Origin of the sequence: Pseudonocardia oceanicola (assembly GCF_047200735.1) — a bacterium.
Taxonomy (GTDB): Bacteria; Actinomycetota; Actinomycetes; order Mycobacteriales; family Pseudonocardiaceae; genus Pseudonocardia.
Genome location: NZ_JBJZON010000131.1, coordinates 1 through 204, shown reverse-complemented (window position 1 = coordinate 204; position 204 = coordinate 1). Strand labels below are relative to the sequence as shown.

Below are 204 nucleotides of genomic sequence, written 5' to 3'. Positions count from 1 at the left end.
ATCGCCGACCTCGCCACCGAGATCGCCCTGTGCCGGGCGTTCCTCTACGACGTCGCCGACCGGCTCGACGCCGGCGACGAGACCGACCTGTCCCGCGACAGCTCCACCGCCAAGATCCGCTGCACCGAAGCCGCGAAACAGACCGCGCTCGAAGCCGTGCAGCTCATGGGCGGCTACGGCTACACCCGCGAATACGGGATGGAA

At 68.6% G+C, this 204-nt stretch carries 1 protein-coding gene; it reads left to right on the top strand.

Features of this window, described 5'->3' with window-relative positions:
• The coding region (locus tag ACL02T_RS35120) for an acyl-CoA dehydrogenase family protein (RefSeq protein ID WP_412835124.1) at nucleotides 1-204 on the top strand (204 nt) is incomplete at both ends.